The following is a 16,164-nucleotide window of genomic DNA, read 5'->3' on the forward strand; positions in this document are numbered from 1 at the left end:
TGAAGGGATAATTAAAATTATACTCAATGAAATGCCGTCTGATCTTTCTGGAATAGTGAAGATACCGGTTCATTCCATGTGACGTGAGTATCAGAGAATCATCAAGTACCCATCAAGTAAAATGGAACGTTCACATATCTGTCTGTTTTCAGAAAAACGCAAGAATTGTTATAATTCGAAGACTTGGATGGGACGGCGAAAAGGGAGGTATCAAGTACCCGTCAAGCAAATTTGGCGAGGTTATAGCAGATAATATGTTCAATATCTCCTGGAGATGGAGCAATTCTCCACGATACCGGCGCTAAATGGCGGCAACTGTCAAGCATCCATTGGACATCCGTCAAGCATCTATCAAGCATCCATCAAGCAAATTTAGGGAGCCAATTTTCGTGCATGTCTTGAAAAAACGTGAGAATTGAGGTATTTCCTAAACGTATTGAAACATTGAGAGGATCACGATCAAGCATCTTCTGTGTCTGGTGCTGCCCACCAGGGAACATATTTCATGATTTTTGAACCTGCGGTCGGGTCGTAGGGGAGAATCTCTCCCATGTCTATTGCCTCTTTGATGTATCGGGAAACTATTGCGCTATTCTTCGGTGCAATCCCAAATCTCTTTCGAAGGGATCTGTTCGTCAGATATTCCCGATTCACATATTTCAGGCAGGCGTGAAGGTAACAGGCCCGCACTCTGTCGGCCTTGTCCATTCTGGTGAGCGGTCGGGGAGAAAAGAGTACTGTTCGCGTTGTTTCACCGGTAACCTCAAAGATAGGAGCAGGAAGCTGATAGAATTCCGTCTCCAATACGACTTTGTCGATACCACTCCCGCGCTCTTCGCAGATACCCATTCGCCGCATGAGGGAGGCCAGAGTTTCGTTTCTTGATTTTGGAGAAGTATCCAGAAATCGCTCGGTTGCCACAAGGGGAATTCCGGGATTGCTTATTTCCATACGATCGTCGAATATTTCGACCATTGGGCCGGTGCCTGTGAGGAAGAAGTCCTGATGAATCAAAGCGTTTACCACCAGCTCGCGCACCGCAAGCTCGGGATACCTGGGAACTGTCTTTCTCAGTGCGTTTTTTATCTCCTCGTTGGACGGAAGAAAACTGTTGATTGAGACTATCAGATCCCCAAAACCGCTTGCATATCCCTTGTCGATCACCTGCTCTTTGATTGTTTCAAAACGACTGTTTCCACGATATATGATGATTCGTATCGCCTTTCGGCGGAGCGTCCGAAATGCGCCCAGTCGTCTGGCAAAGAGGATGGCACCAAGGTTCGTGATGTCCCAGCCGCCTGCTTCGGCGGGTTGAATTAGTTCGTCATCGGCAAGTGCCTCGATAATTCCCTTGCGGCTTTCCGGCAGCGGGAGCTTCATCAGGTCGAAGTATGCCGGGTAATCAAGGAGCTTCAGGACCTCGTCGTCCGAAACCCGCTCTTTTGCGATCATCTCCTCAAACGGTGTCTGGTCGAAAATGCGCCACAGTTCCCGCTCCTTCTCCGGAAAATCCTTCAGTTTCTTTTTGTAGGAGCCGACCCTGATGAACTCATGAATCTTGTATCGGACCGGATGGCGGGAGGCCCGCTCGATTTCCAACAGGACCACCGGGTGTCCTTCGACGGTCACCTCGAAAAAGTGGAAATTGATCTTTGGAGATAATGACCGGAGCAGGTAATTTTCCAGTTCTTCACCATGGACCTTGGCCGTATGTGGTGAGAAATGAGTACCGACAATTGCATGCGTCCCGTCTTCGATTCCCCAGACAAGATACGCATGGGACTTCCCGGACAACGCGGCGGAATTTGCAAGAGCCGAGATATATTCGCCTATCTCTTCCGGGTCGGTATTGTTGACCTTAAACTCCGCCCATTCCGTCTCCTTCGGCAGTTTACGCAGCTCCTGCACCAGACCGACGAGATATTCCTCCTCATGTGTGCCGCTCATACCTCAACCTCCTCCCCGGCATTCTCGTCGGTCTCCATCGCCATGCCGTCGGGATAATCTTCTCCTACTTCTCCTTCTTCTTCAGTCCAATCGTTGTCTTCCCCGTCTTCCTGTTCATCTACTTCGTCTGCTTCCACCGGCAGGCGTGCCGCCGCCTCCCGCACATCGAGCTTGCCGGTGACGACATCCGAGATAAGGCGGGTGCGGTATTCGCGGAGGAGGGTGATTTCGCTTTCAATTTTATGGATTTCGTATACTACCGGTAGAGTATTCTTTTCAATGTGGTCAATAATGGCAAATTGTTCTTGGAGTGGTGGTGCAAGGATAGTAAGTGCTGCAATATCTTCAACATTAAAATGCCCAACGGTTGATCCTTGTGAAGCGAGTTTAATATGGTGTTCTGGGGCGCCTCGATAAATCGTGAGGACTAGGAACTGGGGGTTATACTTGTCCGGATTTAGCTTCATTAACACAGTTCTTTGACCTAAACAAAGCCGATAACCTTCCGGAACAATACATGCCTCTCCAGCAGGAGCTTCACGGGTGAATATCACATCTCCGGGTTCAGGTAGACCTCGTCGTGTCCATTCTTTGAATCCTTTTTCAGTCGTACAATATGTTCCTGCGAGTTGAAGTTCCCCTTTACGCACCGCTGTAGTTCTTACCACTCGATAATCACTATTATCAATTTCTGGAGCGGTTTTGTGTTCACAGTCAATTAGTTTGTGAAGGACTCGCTTTAAAGCGATTATATCCCAATGCTCCGGCACATCCCCCAGCCACTCCACGCCGGAGGGCTTGAGGGGCACATCCGGGTCGAGGCCGCGGGTGACGGCCTGGTGGATGATGGCCTGCTTCTCCTCTTCGAGGAGCTTGATGAGCTTTTGTTTGGCGTGGATGGAGCGGCGGATGCGGGTGTCGGCGTAGTCGAGGAAGCGGACGATGGCGGTTTGTTCGGGGAGGGGGGGGAGTAAAGATGAAAGTCGGAAGAAAACCTCTGGGTAGAGACGCAGACGACTTTCTACAACTCCTGTTGAAACGGTTTTGAATATGCTCGTGAAAAGCGGTGTGCGGAAAAGATAGTGAAGAAATTGTGGATATACGCCTGATTTGGCACGAAAGACACAGTATGCCGGACTGACGATGCCTTCGAAGGGTGAATAACCGAGACTACCGTTCCACGCGAGCATGATATTCATTACAAGATCACCCGAGTGCACACGTTTGTATCCAACAAGACTTGCCGCATTGGTGAGCAAAGACCCCTCATCAGACTGACGATCTCGTCTTCTTGTAACACCAGTGTACTGTGATACTGTTAGAAGTTCTTCGGAGCCATCTTCTGAAAGCTCGTTTATCTCACGCATGAAGAGCTTATTGCGTCGTATTTCCCAATGCTCAGGGACGTCCCCCAGCCATTCAAAACCGGAATCCTTGTAGGAAGAATAAGGTCTAAGACCAGCGGTCATGCGTCATCACCAACGGTTTCGTCTACATTCTCAACTGTTTGCTTCCCCTGCCAATCATTTGCAATAAGTGACCAGTCGATTTCATATAAGATTTCATGACCTTCTTCATCCATACCCACCCATGATCCCCAGAAATCCGGGTCATTCGAACGTGGTTGATAGGATTCAGGTAGATTGTTCATCTTCACCAGAACTGGTAATTCTGAGGCCCAGCCAAGAAGAATTGCATTTTGCGAGGGCAATAACGGTAGTTCTCGCAATAAGCCCTTCAGATTATCGGGTACAAGTCTATGGACAAGTTCTTGATCACGATCATTGGTGATCCTGTGTAAGAGGTAAGTATTACACTGGGACAAAACTGTTGGGGAGAGTTCTGAGGGTCTTTGAGAAGAAAGAACCAGACCTAATCCGAATTTTCTTCCTTCTCGAGCAATGCGCTCGAAAATCTGACAGCAGACTTTAGCCGTATCCTGACCATCTATGTCTTGTTGATATCTTTTTATGAAGGTATGCGCCTCCTCCATCACAAGTACAGTTGGGAGGGCCACACTATTGATTTTCATATATCTCTGAAGTGCCTCAAAGATCATTCGGGCAATTACAGCCGTTAATATGTGAACAACTTCGGTTGGCACTAATGATAGATCAATCACGGAAACGCAACCATCTTCCGCCTGATCCTTTCCGATATAGTCTGAAAGCCACTTTTCAAGCGTAATGTCTGAAGCACTGCTTAGTATTGGCTTCATGCGGGTATCGGTTAGCAACGTACGAATTCTGATGAGGAGAGTCTCAACATGTTCTGATACATTGAGCATTTCTGCTACTGCTTCTACGCTTCGAAGCAGGGAATCCCCCTCAAAGGGGCATGGTGCATCCACGTCGGAGGGTAAAACATCTGATTCCAAGCCTCCAAATGCGACGTGTGCATCTCTTGCAACTTGAATTAATTCGTTGACTTCTATTAGAGTAAAATCATAATGAGGATATCTTCCTCGGCGGGGCTCGCAGAGTCCTTCAATTATTTCAATTAACTGGTGTAATTTCTGGTTTGGTTCACCTGGAAAAGTATCCAAATTAGGTTCAAGACCTTTTTTCCATTTTTCTAATTTTTCATAGAAATTTTTTGGTCTTGGGAAACTTCCCCAAGGTGACCCTGAATTCTTTTCAATTTGTATGGTTGAAATGATCGTCCTTAGAAAGCGACGCATTTCATGGCCTGCATCCTCTACAGGTTCTACGTCTCCCTCCCTCACAAACCGTAACGCATGAATGAGGGTTGGTCTCTGTGTCTTCGCGCTTGCCTGCGTAATAGATGCCCATTCTGCACTATTCCAGAACCATAATGGAACCTGCAGCGGGTCCTCATTTTCTCCTGGTTTAACTTTAAATATTCGTGCCTTAATTTCTGAATTTTTAGCACTAAAAGCACGTGAGTATTCGCCATTAGGATCAAGAATGATGAATCTTGCATTGGGTTGCCCTGAGCACGCTTCCTTTGCCTGTTCGAGGTTCCAGCGAATCAATCCGGCTATGGAACAGGATTTTCCACTTCCTGTATTCCCAAGAACAGCGAGGTGACGGCCAAAAAGCCTGTTTGGGTCTACCCGTACCTCAGCATTGCCGGCAAGAGGGCTTGTCCCAATCAGAACACGTCGGTTTTCTCCAGACTCTACTATTGAGCGAAGCTGGCGTTCTGTGGGGAGCATTACTGCTGTACCGACAGATGGCAAGGCATCAGCCCCACGACGAAAGATATATTGATCTGGATCATGGGGATGTTTTCGCAAGGTGCCAAGAGGATTGAGACTTAGTTTCCGAAGTGGGTACGGTAGATCAACAAGTCCAAAGTCCTTCATCCCCCGACGCTGCGGAAATGCGGATCGTTCGACTGCCAACCAAGTAATCTGCCCAACAAGAAATCCATCATCGACAGGTATAAGGACATAGCTATTGACACGGGGAAATGGGCGTGGTCCTCCCGTATTCAATGCCATTGATTCGGGAGTTTCGATATCTAGAGCAACCTTCACTTCGTCGGATGAGACAAAGTCTACCGTCCCTATTTGAAGACTTCCTGTGTGCTCGAAGGGAGTACGGCTCATTGCACAGTATCTCCTTCCGGCGTCGGCTTTGGAGTCTTTGCATCTTCATCATTCTGGACTGTTCCCCATCGTGCTTTCAGGAGTTCTGCCATCCGGAAGGTCGTCCGATCAATCGCTGGTTTTGGCAGATAATGGTCCACAAGCGTCTGGAAGTCTCCGAGATGGTCTCCGATTAAAAGTGTTATTTGTGCAGGCCTACCTAATTTTTCATAGGTATACATGATCCGGCCCAGAGGATCGCCATATGAGATTATCACCAGATGTGCTGATGGGATTGTCAACATATCCTCAATTACGCGATTGATGTGTTCATCACCAAAGCTATATCCATAACAAATGAGCGTGCTGTTTGGACGGCATATTGCCGCTGCTAAGTCACGGAATAATTCAACATATGGATATGATGCTGTCTCCCTGTCTTTGGATGCATTAGGATAGATCATCAATTGCAGTGCATTAGCATCTTTCAAACCGGGGGCATTCAGGTATGGATCAATTTCTTCCGCACCGAATGGAAGGCCAATCCGTTGGATGTTTTTATTATAATCTATCCAGTCAACTGAACCATGCAATTTTGTAAATCGTGCGACTCCCTCCAGGTATCGTGGTTCTCCCCTGATGCCCGGAGGATTGTAATGCATATCAACATCAAGACGTGATGAACGGAAAATTGGAACTAATGTACCGACGAAACGGTCAATCAATCGTAATCCTGCTACATCTGCGCCTGCCTCAATACAACGATCGTAGTTAGTGGTGAATATGTGGAGACGATCACGAGTACCACTTCGGCTGGCAAAACTCATCAGAAAACTTACAAGATAATTAAACGCTTTTTCCCTCTTTTCTATTTCTGCTGATATTAACCCATTTTCTCCTTTTAGAATTGACTTGGTAAAATCATCAAGAACGGATGTCAATGCTTGCTGCAACGTGGCAACGTCTTCATACTCTTTAGAATCTGTAGATTTTGTGGATGCGAGAACTTCAAGTCCGCGAAGTAATTCGTTTGAAACACGAATTTGATCTTCAATATTAATTTTTGTTCTTCCCGCAGATATGGCAGAATCCTTTGCTTTGGTGTTTATTTCCTTGTCAAATATCCCAAATGTGGCTTCATTCATCCCAGATAATTGCTCACCAGCAGCCATCTGATGGAGGCCTTGTGTCAACCCAGAACCAACAAGCACAGAAAGATGCTCTGATTGAAAGAGAGCGGTTAACCAAGGTTCGATCCTAGACCGTAATTTGTCCGGACCAAATTGATCTTCCTTCTTTACCCAAGGGCAGTGGGATCCTTCTTCCAATTTGAACGATGGAATTCCTTCAGTACCCTCATTATTGATACTAAAGCAGACTGGTGCATGATCGTCGTGGCATTTCAGAATCTGAATAGATCTTTCATCATCCTTCATGACTGCCCACCTCCATTAATCTCATCCAACAACTCCTCACTCCCCATCTGCTTCTCGAACGACTGCCGCACCAGTCCCATGATATAAGGGAGGTCCTCGTGCGTGTTGAAATCCACTTCGATGTCGCCATTGCACCATCGTCCACGGCCCGTTACATCCCTTCCCATCCCCCTCGGGTCATCGAGTTCGTGGAACCTGAGGTTCAGCGTGATACGCAATGCCTTGTTCAGGGGTACCAAATCCACAAAGTTTGTCTCGGCCTTGTAGGCGACATAGAGCTTGCGGAACTCCTCGGTGATACATGGGTCGAGGGCGAGCACCTCCCTGCGGAATGCATCGAAGAGAGAGCGCATGGGTGCTCCGGGACCGAGCTTGGGATGGTCTTCGATGGTGTAGACTCCCGTCTTTCTGTTCTTTGGTTGGTATTTCTCGAGCACATCCGCGGGGAGGGACGGGGCCGCCCACACCTCGGTGGCTTGTTCGGCAAGTCGTTTGGCACGCTCCTGAATTGCCGCTTCATTCCATGCATCAAGGCTCCCCAGTCCCGTGTTGAGCTTAATCGGGCTATGCCTGAAGCCACCCTCCATGTCGCGTTTCTCTGCAAAGGGCCGGTCGCTGTACTCGGAGTTGTAGCCAGTGAGCGTCAGGTTGCCGAGTGTGTGGAGATATGTCTCCTGGATACGCTGCCACTCTGGCCCGAGGTCTTCCGGCCACCGTGGCGAGAGATTCTCGTTTTGCGGCAGGATATGTTCGATCGTGTATTCATCGACGTGAACGCGTTCCTTGCGATCGTAATTTTCCAGGCGGCGCAGCCAGTAACTGCGGCTGCGGAAGTTGTAAAGGTCCCGCTGTACGATCTCCCGTCTGAACTCATCGTTGCGTGGGAAACGCCGATATGATGGAAGGTTCAGAAGATAAGCCTGAATGCTCTCGAGATAGTGGCTCTTTCTCAACTCACGACCAAAGACGGCAAAGGTCTTGTTCAGTGAGTTGGTGGGGATGCTGCACACCGCACGGCGGAAGACATAGGCCTCCACGAGACGAACCGCCTGGATAAAATCATTCTTTGAAAGGATTCCCATCCGATAGTCGTGATAGAGTTCCAGGAGAAACGGATAGGCAACATCCACCCGGAGTTCCCGCAGGTCGTGGAACGCGGCACCGAGATCCTTGTCCTTTTCATGGCCGAGTGCCATTGCACAGTAATAATTTGCAAAGTCATGGATGTCGGCAACCAGGGCATCGACTCCCGATGCAGCAACGTCGGGTTCTCGGGCATGAGCTTTGAAGGCCTCATAGACCGCATTGACGTTGGGGATATCTCCCGTCTTAAACGTCAGATAGTGGCGCATAAATGAATCAAATTGTGATCCATATGCCTCCTGACCGAAGGACACCTCCATGGGCCGCCAATGATCCTTGTACAGGCGGGTCTGGTGGTCGGTCTCCAGACCCATGAGAATGAAGTTGCGAATGAGGTCCGCCTGGCTCAGTTCCCGTCCGGTCGAGTTCATGCTCTCGAAGATGAGCTGGGGATTGTCCTGATCACGATTGAGCGAAATATCGACGAGCACGAGTTTTGCGAGTCCCTTACAGAGGGCGGCGACCTCTTCATCGTTAAGGTCTTTAACCTTCTTTTCAAACAAAGCGAAATTTTCCGCGATGCGAAGAGAGTATTCTGCGGGCATTGGTTTTTGCTGAACCAGAGCAAGAAGACTTTCCTTGTCTGTCTGGGTGAGGAGGAGCTTGAAGCCTTGTTCACCCTCCTCCAGTGGATTGAGCAAATAGTAATTACGCAGTTTTTTTGCTGAAAATCCCTCCACCGGTTCGGTCTCTCCCAGACGTCGGGCAAGAGCCTCCAGAACAAGCATAATAGTGGTAAGCCGTTGCTGGCCGTCAATAACAAGGAGAGGTGACTGGCTCGTTACCTGATACAGTCCCTTTTCAATGTATACGATGGAGCCGACGAAGTGTGCTGAGATAGCATCATTTCTTCCCGTGCGAAGAATATCATCCCAGAGCTGCTGACATTCCCGTTCGGTCCAACTATAGGTACGCTGGTAGATGGGGATGACAAACTGCGGAGACTTCTTGAGAAAGTCGAGGATCTTTGCCTCGGTGGCTTTCATAACTCCCCACCCCCGATAATCTCGTCCAACAACCCCTCGCTCTCCTCCCGCACCTTGAGGATATCTGCCCGGATCTCCTCCAAGCTCCGCATGGGTTTTGGCTTGTAGAAGTAGCGGGTGAAGCTGATCTCGTAGCCGATCTTCACGCTCGACTCGGTATACCAGGCATCCGGGGCATACGGGAGCACCTCGCGGCGGAGGAAGGCATCGATGCCGCCCTCCTCGAGGAGGGGGACCTGCTCGGTGTCGCGGAGGTCGCTGTCGGGTTCGTACTCGACGACGGCCGGTTTGCCGCCAATGGTCGTCTCGAAGAGCCCGTGGAGCGGGTCGGGGACCGTCCCCCTCTTATGGACCTTCTTGATCACCGGCGGTGCGGTCTCGTCGCGTTCGCGGGTCTCCTTGAGGTCCTTGATCTCCTTTGCCTTGTAGACGCGGCCCGGCTCGATGCCCCTCAACCGGAGCGGCCGGTCCACGGTCAGCTTCCAGTAGCCGAACGCGGCGTTCTCGAAGATCTTACTCTCCTCGGTTTCGGCAAACGCGATGTACGCATCACAGATCTCCTGGCAGTCCTCCTCGGTGAGCTGGCAGTTCTTCTTGCCGAGGTTCTTCCTGAGCGGTTTGTACCATTTGGTCGCGTCGATGAGCTGCACCCTGCCCTTCCGGTGCTCGGGCTTGCGGTTGGTGATCACCCAGATATAGGTCGCAATGCCGGTGTTGTAGAACATGTTGAGGGGCAGTGCGACGATCGCCTCGAGCCAGTCGTTCTCGATGATCCAGCGGCGGATGTTGCTCTCCCCCTGCCCGGCGTCGCCGGTGAAGAGCGAACTGCCGTTGTGGACCTCTGCAATACGGCTGCCGAGTTTAGTGCCGTGCTTCATCTTGGAGATCATATTGGCAAGAAAGAGCATCTGGCCATCAGAGGAGCGGGTCACAAGAGAGTATTCGGGGTCGCCGTTGTGCTCGATCACAAACCGCGGGTCGCGAAGGCCGGTCTTCCCCCCCATCCGCTCGAGATCGCTCTTCCAGCTCTTCCCGTAGGGAGGATTGCTGAGCATGAAGTCGAATTCATGCGAGGGGAACGCATCGTTCGAGAGCGTCGAATATTCCGGGCCGCCGATGATATTGTCGGCCTCTTCCCCCTCGCCCTTGAGGAGCATGTCGGCCTTGGCGATCGCATAGGTCTCGGCGTTGATCTCCTGCCCGTAGAGGTGGGTTGCGACCTCTTTTTCGTGGGCAAGAGCGAGGTCATGGAGGGTCTCCTCGGCAACGGTCAGCATGCCTCCGGTCCCGCAGGCTCCGTCATAGAGGAGGTAGGTGCCGGACTCGATCTCGTCAGCGATGGGGAGGAAGATCAGCCGGGACATGAGCTTCACCGCATCGCGGGGTGTCCAGTGCTCACCCGCCTCCTCGTTGTTCTCTTCGTTGAACCGCCGGACCAGTTCCTCGAAGACGGTGCCCATCGCGTGATTGTCGAGACCGGGATGCTTTTCGGAACCATCGCCGTTCATCACCGGATTCGGGCTGACATTGATCTCCGGGGAGAGAAACTTCTCGATGAGTGTGCCAAGTGCATCTGCCTTGGAGAGCCGGGGGATCTGGTTGCGGAATTCGAATTTTTCGAGGATATCCTGAACATTGGGGGAGAAGCCGTCGAGATATGCCTCGAAGTCGGCCCGGAGCTGCTGCTGGTTGGCACAGCTTTTGAGGTCACGGAGGGTAAATTTGGAGGTGTTATAGAATGCCTGTCCGGCCGCCTGCCGGAGGGCCGGGTCCTGGTGCACAACTCCTGCCGCATCGAGCGATTCCTTCATCTCGAGGACGGACTGCTTGGTCGGTTCCAGCACAGCATCGAGGCGGCGAAGGACGGTCATCGGCAGGATGACGTCACGATATTTGCCCCGGACGTAGAGGTCTCGCAGCACATCGTCGGCGATACCCCAGATGAAATTTGTTATCCAATTGAGTTGGTGTGATTCCATAGAGACGCTCCAGAATCCCCGTCGCCCCCTTGTAGAATGGTCGGGTGATGGATGCAGGTTGGGGATAAAGGAAAACTTTACCATTGACACCCTTGAACCTTTCCAAATGATGTACTGTTTAGGAATAATTGAGTGAGCTGCGGGGTATTGGCTCGGATGATCTCGGTCAATCAAAACAAGTTGAGGAGAGTGGAGAAATTCCCTGCAAATGCTGGCCTAATATCCGCGGAAGCATAGATGATTAGGATTCCTTATTCAATATAATTCTTGCAAATAATCTCCAATAAGTTTTATCGTTGATAATGGTATAAATAAAAAAATATGGTGTCAAAAAAGATCATTGTGTCATTGCTCCTTCTTGTGTTGGCTGTCGTTTTCACCTGCGGCTGTTTTACCGCCACCGTTCATTCCACGGTCGAATCCGATGCGACGATAAGTTATTACCGAATGGATGTCGAGACAACCCAGTTTGTCTATAACATGGTAAAAGAACAGGCCAAAGAAGATGGATATTCTTCCGTGCAGAGTTACATGCTCGCTGAAAGTGAAAATCAAGGGGATTTCAAATACTCCGAGTCCTGGGACGGGGACACGGTCACGATGAGCTTTGAAAGCACGGCAATCCTCGAATCGGACGACGCCGACAAATTACGTATCGAGAAGGTAGACGGCATGATGGTGTATGAGGACTCGCGTTTCGCCACCAACGAAGAGATAGACACGTCGGATGACTATTCAAAGGCGATGCTCAGTGGCATCGGCGTTCATTACTACCTGGAGATGCCGGGGACGATCGTCGAATCGAATGCGGATATCGTGGATGGAAAGAAGGCCGAATGGCACCTGTCCGGTTCGGATGCGTTCTCCACCCCGATTCAGGCAACGAGTGAAATTCCCACATTGCCGGTTTCCGGCTTCACCGGACTCCTGGCGATTGCCGGGTTTGCCTGCGCAGTAGGAATTTGCCTCCGGTGCAGGGATTAGATCTCCATCTCTCTCATTTTTCTGGCACATTAAACGATAACGAGAATCGGGATTGAAGAGAGTCTCGACGGCCTCTCCGTGGGCTAAATCAACAGAAATATATTAAAAAACAATGATGTATTGGTGTGGCGGCGTGGAAAAAACACGATCGCCCGGTCCCCCCTCGAGGCACTTGGCCGGGAAATCTTATCATTAACCAGGGAAGGTCCCTGGAAAATAAGGAAGGGGGGGTTAAATTCTATCCACGTTTCTCTCGCCCTGGATGATCTTTATCATGTGTGCCGGACTTGATCCTGCCGCCCATCCGTTTCCTGAGAAGTAATAGATATTGTCGGATATCTCGTTCAGTCCGCCGGCGTCGTCATTGCCGACGATGCAGGAAAAAATTCTCGCATCCTTGGTCTCCTTGAATTCTGTCCATCTGTCCACGAGGGAGCGATCGGTCACACCTCCGAGGCCGTCTGTTATAAAGAGCAGGTCTGCCCCTTCATATTCCGGTTCCGAGAGGGAATCAAGGCCGGTTCTGAGGGCTGTGTTGAAGTCCGTCCCCCCGCGGAATCCCTGCTGAATGAACTGCAGGAACGTGTCTGCCATTTTTCTACGCGAAGTCAGCTCGATCTCGGTATTGCATCCCGGCCCGGAGAAGAGAATGACCTTCACATCACGGCGGTCCTTGAGCATTCTCTTCGTTATCGCGAGGATGATTGCCTTTGCAAGCGTCTCCGGGGCACCGCTCATCGAGCCGGAGGTATCCACCATCGCAACCACCGGCCCGCGCTTTCGCTTCTTCGGCGTCCCGTCTGCCCAGTGTTTTCCCCGGAGCTGATAGGACAGGAGCCGCCCCTCGGTGAGATCCGCATAGAATTTCTTTCTTAGTGTCGGGTGGTGGAGTTTTGAGGCCTCCATCGGGAGCATACGCGAAATGTCATTGGACAGGGTCACCGAATGCATCTCGGTCTTCCCAGAAGGGGAGATGGAGATCTTCCTGAGGCCATATTCGAGTTCGATGCGGCCGAACAACTCGACCATTTTTTTCAGGTCATCGTTCTTCTGGACGATCGCCGCATATCTCTCGAGATTGTTGATGTAAGTTGCATGAACGGGCGACATCGAGAGGTCCATTCCCCTCCCCGGATAGAGTGCGGTCAAAAATTCAATCGTCTCAATGTGGGGTTTGATCGCTGAGATGTCATTTCCAAGAGGTTTTAAGATCTGTTGGGACACCTGTGCCTTTAAAAACGAAGATTTTGCGGTATTCGAGAGGAACCGGTCGATGTTATCATTGGGTTGGTTCAGCTGTTCAGAATCCTCTTTATTGGATTCCTGCTCGAGAATATCATCGATTGTCGCGGATAATTCTTCAATCTTCGATGCAGTACTGTCCGCATCATTCTTTGCCCCGTCAGCCGGTTCCGTATGAGATTGATCACTTGCCGGCTCTCCCGTCTTTCCCGCTTCGGAGGTACCGTCGGTATCTGGCTGGGCCTGGGATGGTTCACCTTCTCCCTGCCTCGTCCCCCATTGAGAGCTCTCCTCCGGTGCACTTCCCTGATCATCACCATCCATTTCAGACGGGGTTCCATCATCTTCTCCACCACCTGGCTTCCCTTCTCCCTCCATTTCAGACGGGGTTCCATCATCTTCTCCACCGCCTGGCTTCCCTTCTCCCTCCATTTCAGACGGGGTTCCATCATCTTCTCCACCGCCTGGCTTCCCTTCTCCCTCCATTTCAGTCGGGGTTCCATCATCTTCTCCACCGCCTGGCTTCCCCTCTCCCTCCATTTCAGTCGGGGTTCCATCATCTTCTCCACTGCCTGGCTTCCCTTCTCCCTCCATTTCAGACGGGGTTTCCTCATCTTCTCCGCCACCTGGCTTCCCTTCTCCCTCTTCATCAGGTTCGTCACCTTGAGTCGCATCCGGTGGGGTGGCGATTATTTCCTTCAGATTTTGAATTGCTTCGCTCAGATCAGAATTCTGTACGCTTTCCTTAAGATCATCTGGACCACTCCATGTGCTGAGTATCGATGAGAGATGGTCAAGATCCGTAGAGAGTTCCGGTGAGTGAAGGTCCCCCAATTCTTTCAACTGCTCGAGAATTTCAGAAAGCTCGGCCAATGCATCGGAGTTGGTCTGGTTTGGATCTTGAGGTTCAATTTTGTCGGGAAAGTGCCGCCCCCACAGGTCCTGTGAGGATGCAAGCAGGTCCATGAATTCCATGAGGATGCTGCTCAGGGATTCATCGATATTGTCAGGGAGATTGGAAAAGCGGGACGGCGATGCAGCGAGAAAATCGAATACATTGTTGAGAAACTTCTGTACGATATCCCCTGCAACTTCCGGTGATTCGAGGGCGATTTCCTTGAGATGTTTCCATTCGTCGGAATGGTGGATGAGGTGGAAGATGGGATAAAAAATTCCGTATTTTTGGATGAAGAGATTGCGGTCCCGTATTTCGTAGCCGTTGTTGCCGGTGAGGTCGCTGATGAAGATTTCTGCAATCTCTTCCTTGGCTTTTGCAGGGAGACTGTTACGCGAATTACGAGTTAGTTCAAGAGCCTTCTCGCTGCAGATATCCTTCACATTTCTATCATACGCCATTGTGGATCAACCCATATTCGTATTATGGTGAAATCATGCAAATGCCGACCGGAATCAATAACCGAACACGTTGTAATTTCTTTGATTCGTACGCTGGTCATCCTCATTTTTTTGTAAATCTTCAATTTTTTTAATTCTTTCAAGTTTTGAAATTTCTTTATCAAGGTGTTGTATCCGGGACAGCTCCTTCTGATGGTATACGACGACCTCGTCTACATCACGTGAATTTGTCCAGATATTTTTTTCCAGGTCCCGTTTGAAGTGGTCAAAATATTTCGTATTGAATTTTTCCAACGCAAGGAATTCAAACCGTAATTTAGCCACTTCAGCAAGGTAACCAACGAAGCTGTCTTTCATCTCCAGTTTTGAATCAATTCCATATTCTATTCGAAGTGCCTCTATCAGTTCATCAAAGGAATAATATTTATTTTGCATGCGGAAGGGACGTCCGTCATTATAGCCATTACCGCCTCTTCTACATACTTCCTTCACTTCCTCGAGAGTCGCTACGGTTGTATTATTCCTCGCTGAAGAAACATGAGTAACTGGTACAGGAAGGTGTATCTTTTTGTTCGAGTATTTTTTCGGGTCAAGGCCCTTAATTTTCTCTTCGAGATCATCGTAGCTTTGCCCGCCGGACATCGTCAATTCAATAACGATGCGCCTGATGGCGTTCTTCTGGTCCGGGTGGTCCCACAGCAAATGCTCGAGGAGCAGGAGCATGGAGCGGTTTACCTTCGTATGCCCCTGCGCCGCTGCCGCCACTTTCAGGACGTGTACAATCTTCTTCCAGCGGCGGTCAGAGATGTAGATCTGCGTCCCGCCGTCGCCGACCTTTGTCAGCTCTCTGCGTATGGCCATGAGGATGTCCATGGCATCTTCGTAAAATTCGACATCTTTTGCCTGCTCCCTGATGGCACGAATTTCATCCACCGAGAGGTTTTTCGGCGGCAAGAAGGTCTCAGGACTTTCAAAGATCAGCTTCCTGAGGTTCTCCTCAAAAGAGATGGGTTTCACCTCATACCGGAAGAGGAACCGGTCATAGAGCGCCTCGAGATTCTCATCTTCCTCCGGAAGTTCGTTTGATGCGCCGAATATCGACAACAGTGGTGTGGAGACAACATTGGGTCCATTGTGGAATTTTCGCTCGTTGAGGAGAGTTAACAGGCTGTTGAGGATTGAACTGTTTGCCTTGAAGATCTCATCCAGAAATCCGATGTGGGAGGTTGGCAGGCACCCGTCAGTCTTTCTTCTGAACTCATCCTCCTCAAGCGCCTTCAGTGAAAGCGGCCCGAATATTTCTTCCGGGGTCGTAAAACGGGTCAAAAGGTAGTAAAAGAATTCGGCATCATCGATGCTGCTGCATATGTTCTGGGCGAGATAGGTCTTTGCCGTTCCCGGCGGGCCGAGGAAGAGGAGGTTTTCATTGGCAAGTATTGCCAGAAATGCACCCTTGATCTCGTCTTCACGCTCAACAAAATGGCCTTGGTACGCTTCGATCAATGTTTCAAGTTTCTGCTTCATTTATCCTTTCCTCT

9 protein-coding genes are annotated in these 16,164 nt (G+C 50.1%); 1 reads left to right on the plus strand and 8 read right to left on the minus strand.

Features of this window, described 5'->3' with window-relative positions:
* Positions 1 to 459: 459 nt before the first annotated feature.
* From AZH53_RS10045 to AZH53_RS10070, 6 genes are read right to left on the minus strand one after another with little or no spacing between them, the layout of a single operon-like run.
* Complete coding sequence (locus AZH53_RS10045) at positions 460 to 1,947, minus strand: ATP-binding protein (RefSeq protein ID WP_319643385.1); 1,488 nt, start codon at positions 1,945 to 1,947, stop codon at positions 460 to 462.
* Positions 1,944 to 3,416, minus strand: a complete 1,473-nt coding sequence (locus AZH53_RS10050) for a restriction endonuclease subunit S (RefSeq protein ID WP_319643386.1) — start codon at positions 3,414 to 3,416, stop codon at positions 1,944 to 1,946. The genes AZH53_RS10045 and AZH53_RS10050 overlap by 4 nt, the downstream gene beginning before the upstream one ends.
* The gene (locus AZH53_RS10055) at positions 3,413 to 5,521 is read right to left on the minus strand and encodes an ATP-binding protein (protein ID WP_319643387.1); all 2,109 of its coding nucleotides are present in this window, start codon (positions 5,519 to 5,521) and stop codon (positions 3,413 to 3,415) included. The genes AZH53_RS10050 and AZH53_RS10055 overlap by 4 nt, the downstream gene beginning before the upstream one ends.
* Positions 5,518 to 6,936: an SIR2 family protein gene (locus AZH53_RS10060; RefSeq protein WP_319643388.1), complete on the minus strand. Its 1,419-nt coding sequence runs from the start codon at positions 6,934 to 6,936 to the stop codon at positions 5,518 to 5,520. Before AZH53_RS10060 ends, AZH53_RS10055 begins: the two co-directional genes overlap by 4 nt.
* Entirely contained in the window at positions 6,933 to 9,065 is a 2,133-nt protein-coding gene (locus AZH53_RS10065; protein WP_319643389.1) for a DUF262 and DUF1524 domain-containing protein, read from the minus strand. Before AZH53_RS10065 ends, AZH53_RS10060 begins: the two co-directional genes overlap by 4 nt.
* A complete protein-coding gene (locus AZH53_RS10070) occupies positions 9,062 to 11,044 on the minus strand; it encodes a type I restriction-modification system subunit M (RefSeq protein WP_319643390.1) in 1,983 nt (660 codons plus the stop codon). Before AZH53_RS10070 ends, AZH53_RS10065 begins: the two co-directional genes overlap by 4 nt.
* Positions 11,045 to 11,365: 321 nt before the next feature.
* On the opposite strand from AZH53_RS10070, the gene AZH53_RS10075 reads away from it, so the two are divergent.
* On the plus strand, positions 11,366 to 12,028 hold the full coding sequence (locus AZH53_RS10075) for a hypothetical protein (protein ID WP_319643391.1): 663 nt from the start codon (positions 11,366 to 11,368) through the stop codon (positions 12,026 to 12,028).
* Between the two features lie 231 nt (positions 12,029 to 12,259).
* Here the strand turns inward: AZH53_RS10075 and AZH53_RS10080 are convergent, their stop codons facing one another.
* Together AZH53_RS10080 and AZH53_RS10085 are read right to left on the minus strand one after the other, a co-directional pair.
* Positions 12,260 to 14,626 (minus strand): VWA domain-containing protein, encoded by a 2,367-nt coding sequence (locus AZH53_RS10080; RefSeq protein WP_319643392.1) that lies wholly within the window; start codon positions 14,624 to 14,626, stop codon positions 12,260 to 12,262.
* A 54-nt stretch (positions 14,627 to 14,680) separates the two neighbouring features.
* Entirely contained in the window at positions 14,681 to 16,150 is a 1,470-nt protein-coding gene (locus tag AZH53_RS10085) for an AAA family ATPase (protein ID WP_319643393.1), read from the minus strand.
* Between the last annotated feature and the right edge of the window lie 14 nt (positions 16,151 to 16,164).

Source organism: Methanovulcanius yangii, from assembly GCF_018687785.1.
In the GTDB taxonomy this organism is placed as follows: domain Archaea; phylum Halobacteriota; class Methanomicrobia; order Methanomicrobiales; family Methanomicrobiaceae; genus Methanovulcanius; species Methanovulcanius yangii.

Excerpts from the sequence above, each read along its gene's own strand:
- AZH53_RS10070 (WP_319643390.1), bottom strand. The coding sequence starts at position 11,044 with ATGGAATCACACCAACTCAATTGGATAACAAATTTCATCTGGGGTATC.
- AZH53_RS10075 (WP_319643391.1), top strand. The coding sequence starts at position 11,366 with ATGGTGTCAAAAAAGATCATTGTGTCATTGCTCCTTCTTGTGTTGGCT.
- AZH53_RS10045 (WP_319643385.1), bottom strand. The coding sequence starts at position 1,947 with ATGAGCGGCACACATGAGGAGGAATATCTCGTCGGTCTGGTGCAGGAG.
- AZH53_RS10080 (WP_319643392.1), bottom strand. The coding sequence starts at position 14,626 with ATGGCGTATGATAGAAATGTGAAGGATATCTGCAGCGAGAAGGCTCTT.
- AZH53_RS10085 (WP_319643393.1), bottom strand. The coding sequence starts at position 16,150 with ATGAAGCAGAAACTTGAAACATTGATCGAAGCGTACCAAGGCCATTTT.
- AZH53_RS10050 (WP_319643386.1), bottom strand. The coding sequence starts at position 3,416 with ATGACCGCTGGTCTTAGACCTTATTCTTCCTACAAGGATTCCGGTTTT.
- AZH53_RS10055 (WP_319643387.1), bottom strand. The coding sequence starts at position 5,521 with ATGAGCCGTACTCCCTTCGAGCACACAGGAAGTCTTCAAATAGGGACG.
- AZH53_RS10065 (WP_319643389.1), bottom strand. The coding sequence starts at position 9,065 with ATGAAAGCCACCGAGGCAAAGATCCTCGACTTTCTCAAGAAGTCTCCG.
- AZH53_RS10060 (WP_319643388.1), bottom strand. The coding sequence starts at position 6,936 with ATGAAGGATGATGAAAGATCTATTCAGATTCTGAAATGCCACGACGAT.